Origin of the sequence: Streptomyces sp. NPDC058964, from assembly GCF_042741275.1 — a bacterium.
Classification (GTDB): Bacteria; Actinomycetota; Actinomycetes; order Streptomycetales; family Streptomycetaceae; genus Streptomyces.
Map to the genome: position 1 here is coordinate 1,981 of NZ_JBHYKH010000594.1, position 3,246 is coordinate 5,226.

The 3,246-nt window shown below is 69.8% G+C and carries 3 protein-coding genes and 1 pseudogene; all 4 read right to left on the reverse strand.

The features are described 5' to 3' along the window. Positions 1 to 137: 137 nt before the first annotated feature. Positions 138 to 1,760, reverse strand: a complete 1,623-nt coding sequence (locus ACFW2E_RS41045) for a multicopper oxidase family protein (protein WP_384475482.1) — start codon at positions 1,758 to 1,760, stop codon at positions 138 to 140. Positions 1,761 to 1,852: 92 nt separating this feature from the next. Beyond that, the gene (locus tag ACFW2E_RS41050; protein WP_384475487.1) at positions 1,853 to 2,308 is read right to left on the reverse strand and encodes a hypothetical protein; all 456 of its coding nucleotides are present in this window, start codon (positions 2,306 to 2,308) and stop codon (positions 1,853 to 1,855) included. 130 nt (positions 2,309 to 2,438) lie between these two features. After that, positions 2,439 to 2,741: pseudogene (locus ACFW2E_RS41055) on the reverse strand (metal-sensitive transcriptional regulator); the annotation flags it as partial. After that, the coding region (locus ACFW2E_RS41060) for a YHS domain-containing protein (RefSeq protein WP_384475484.1) at positions 2,738 to 3,246 on the reverse strand (509 nt) is incomplete at its 5' end. The pseudogene ACFW2E_RS41055 and the gene ACFW2E_RS41060, both read right to left, overlap by 4 nt.

Genomic DNA, 3,246 nt, shown 5'->3' on the forward strand with positions numbered 1-3,246 from the left:
GTCCGCGGGGTGCACCTGTCCCTCGGCCACTACGCCCCGCCGAACCCCGCGGAGGTCGGGGGGTGCGGCGGCGGGCCCGGTCCGCGAGGGTCAGGCGCACCAGGGAAGGAGCGCCTGGCCCTCGGGACACAGAAGGCTCAAGCCTGATAGGCCACGAGCGCCATCATCCCGGCTTCGCCGTGGTAGGCGTTGTGGCAGTGCAGCATCCATTGCCCCGGATTGTCCGCGTCGAAGAACACCGACAGCGTCTTTTTCGGCAGAACGATTGCGGTGTCCTTGCGCGGGCCGCTGCTGCCGATCTGGTAGGTGTGGCCGTGCAGGTGCATCGGGTGCCACATGGTGGTGGTGTTGACAAAGTCCAGCCGCACCCGCTGGCCTTCCTCGACCGTGATCGGGTTCGCTGTCGGGTCGTTCATGTCGAACCGCTTGCCGTTGATGGCCCAGCGGTAGGTCATCATGCCGCCGGTCAGCTCGATGCGGTGGACTCGGTCCGCCTTCTTCGACGTCAGCCGGACGTCGTCCGTCGCGTGCAGCTGTGACGCGGTCAGGGTCGTTCCGTCCAGTTCCTTCGGACGTACGGTCGGCTTCGGCCGACTGCCGGGTCCTGTCCGGACCAGGGCCATGCCGCTGGCGTTCTTGCCTTCCGCCAGCGCGACGAGGGGGAAGACGCCGTCGGCCAGAGTGACGAGGACGTCGTAACGCTCGCCCATGCCGATCAGTACGGCATCGGCCTGCCGGTGCGTGACCGGGAAGCCGTCGGTGTGGGTGATGGTCAGCTTGTGGCCGCCGAGGGCGACACGGTAGGCCGTGTCTCCGCCGGCGTTGATCAGACGCAGCCGGATCCGCTTGCCCGCCTTGCTGCGGAAGACCTCCGGGTCGGCCGGAACATGCCCGTTGATCAGGTGGTAGGGGTACTTCACATCGCCGGCGTCGCCCCCGAGCAGCGGGCTCCGGGCGCCCATCAGCAGGAACTTTGTGGACATGCCTCCACCGGAGGACGGGGACGGTGAACCGCCGCTCGTTGCGTTCGTGCTGCTGCCCATGGCCATGCCGTCCATCTCGCCCATGTCGTGGCCCGCGTGGCCGGAGGAGCTGCTGGGGCCTTCGTGCATGTGCATTCCACCCATGCCCTGCCTCAGCTCGGCGAAGACTTCGTCCGGGGTGCCGGTGACGCCGTCGAGCCAGTCGTCGAGGACGACCACCCACTCGTCGTCGTACGACAGCGGCTCCCTCGGGTCCTCCACGATCAACGGCGCGTACAGGCCCCGGTCGAGCTGGACACCGACGTGCGGATGGAAGAAGTAGGTGCCGGGAGTGTCCGCGATGAACCGGTAGGTGAAGTTGCGTCCTGCCCGGACGGCGGCCTGGGTGGCCGTCGGTACGCCGTCCATGTCGTTGCGCAGGGCGATGCCGTGCCAGTGGATGGAGGTGGTGGTCTGGTTGGGCAGTTGGTTGGACAGTGTGGCGGCGAGCGTGTCTCCGGCCGAGATGCGCAGTTCCTTGCCCGGGGTCTGGCCGCTGAAGGCCCATGTCCTGGCCATGACCCCGGCGCCGAGGCCGACGCTGGCCTTGGCTGCGGTCAGGGTCAGTTCATGGGTCTTGCCGCTTCTGGCGCGCTTCTTGTCGGCGGCGGCGACGGCCGGCCCGGAGGGGCTGACCAGGGTGGGCGTGCTGCCGGAGCCGCTGCAGGCGGCGAGCGCGCCCGCGCCCGCGACGCCGAGCCCGGCCAGCAGGACAGAGCGGCGGTTGATGCTGTTCACGGAGGGTGTCCTTCTTCTCGATATCGCTGTGGTCGCGTTGCGGACACGGCTCGGGGCACGCCTTTTGACGGGCGTGCAGCCGCGGGCGCGGCCTACAGCAGGAATCGAGAGAGGGCGGAAAGGTCGGGTGGGGCCCGGCCGGTGGTTCCCGGGACGCCCTGGCCGACGGCTGCTTCGGAACAGAAGGCCGGAGCGCAGCCGGTGGAGGGCTGGTGGGGAGGCGCGAGCTTCATGCTGTCGATGCCGGCGACGGCACAGTGCTGCATCGCGCCGGAGCACGCGCCGTCATCGTCATGTACCGCGGTTGGTGTCGTGCCGCCGTGCGGCATGGCGGGTCCGCTGTGTCCGCTGGTGTCGGCGGGCGTCGCCGGGGTGGCTGTGTGGTGCATGCCCGCCATGGCCCGGGCGGGCGGCAGGTGGGTGAGGGCGGCGGCCGTTTCGTGGTGGACGAGCACTGCGAGGGCCGCCACCAGTGCGAGGAGGGCAGCGCGTATCCACCGGAACGCGGCGCCGCGAGCGCCGCCTGGCCGGTGGTCGGCTGTCGTCATGGCTTCCGTCCGTGTGCGAGGTGAACGGCTGATCGCCGCCAATATACCGGGGAGGGGTAAGTGCGGCGTCTGGAGCAGCGGTGCGGAGGGACCCGCCGCAGCGGTGGCTACAGACGCGGCGCAAGGTGTCGTTGAGTTCTGTGTATTTCTCCTCGGCCTCATGGGGGTCGGTGCGGGCCGCGTGAGTGACGCAGCCGCGTACGTGGTCGTCGAGGAGGCCGAGGGCGACTTCCTGCAGGGCGCGGCCGGCGGCGGCGATCTGGGTGAGGACGTCGATGCAGTAGCGGTCGTCGGTGACCATGCGGGAGATGCCGCGTATCTGGCCTTCGATCTTGCTCAGGCGAGCCAAGTGATCGGACTTGTGGTCGGCGTAACCAGGTGCCTGGGCGTGCTGGCCGTGCGCGTCGCGCGAGGTGGGCGGAGCAGTGGTCATCGGTGTTCGCCTCCCTCGCGCGTACCGCCGGTTGCGGGGGCGGTGTAACGGTCTGGGGCGGCGTCGAACGTGGCGGCGCAGTGGGCGGAGCAGAAGTAGGAGGTGCCCCTCTCGGTGTTCCGGTGCTCGGCGGCGGTCGCCTGGTCCACCTGCATGCCGCACACCGGGTCCGCGACGATGCTGTCGCTGTTTCCCTGAGATGCGGGGTGGTGGTGCCCATGGTCCGCAGCGGTTGCCGCGCCGCCCGCCGACGCCCGATCGGCGGCGGACTCGACACGGGGCTGGACGTGATCCGGCTGGACCTCGGGCAACGGCTGGGTGTGCCAGCGGCGCAGCCGGGAGGCGTTGGTGACGACCGACAGGGAGCTGAGCGCCATCGCTGCGGCGGCGATGATCGGGCTGAGGCGGATGCCCCACAGCGGGTACAGGGCGCCGGCGGCGAGGGGGATTCCGACGGCGTTGTAGACGAGAGCGAAGAACAGGTTCTGCCGGATGTTGCGCATGG

Excerpts from the sequence above, each read along its gene's own strand:
- ACFW2E_RS41050 (WP_384475487.1), bottom strand. The coding sequence starts at position 2,308 with ATGACGACAGCCGACCACCGGCCAGGCGGCGCTCGCGGCGCCGCGTTC.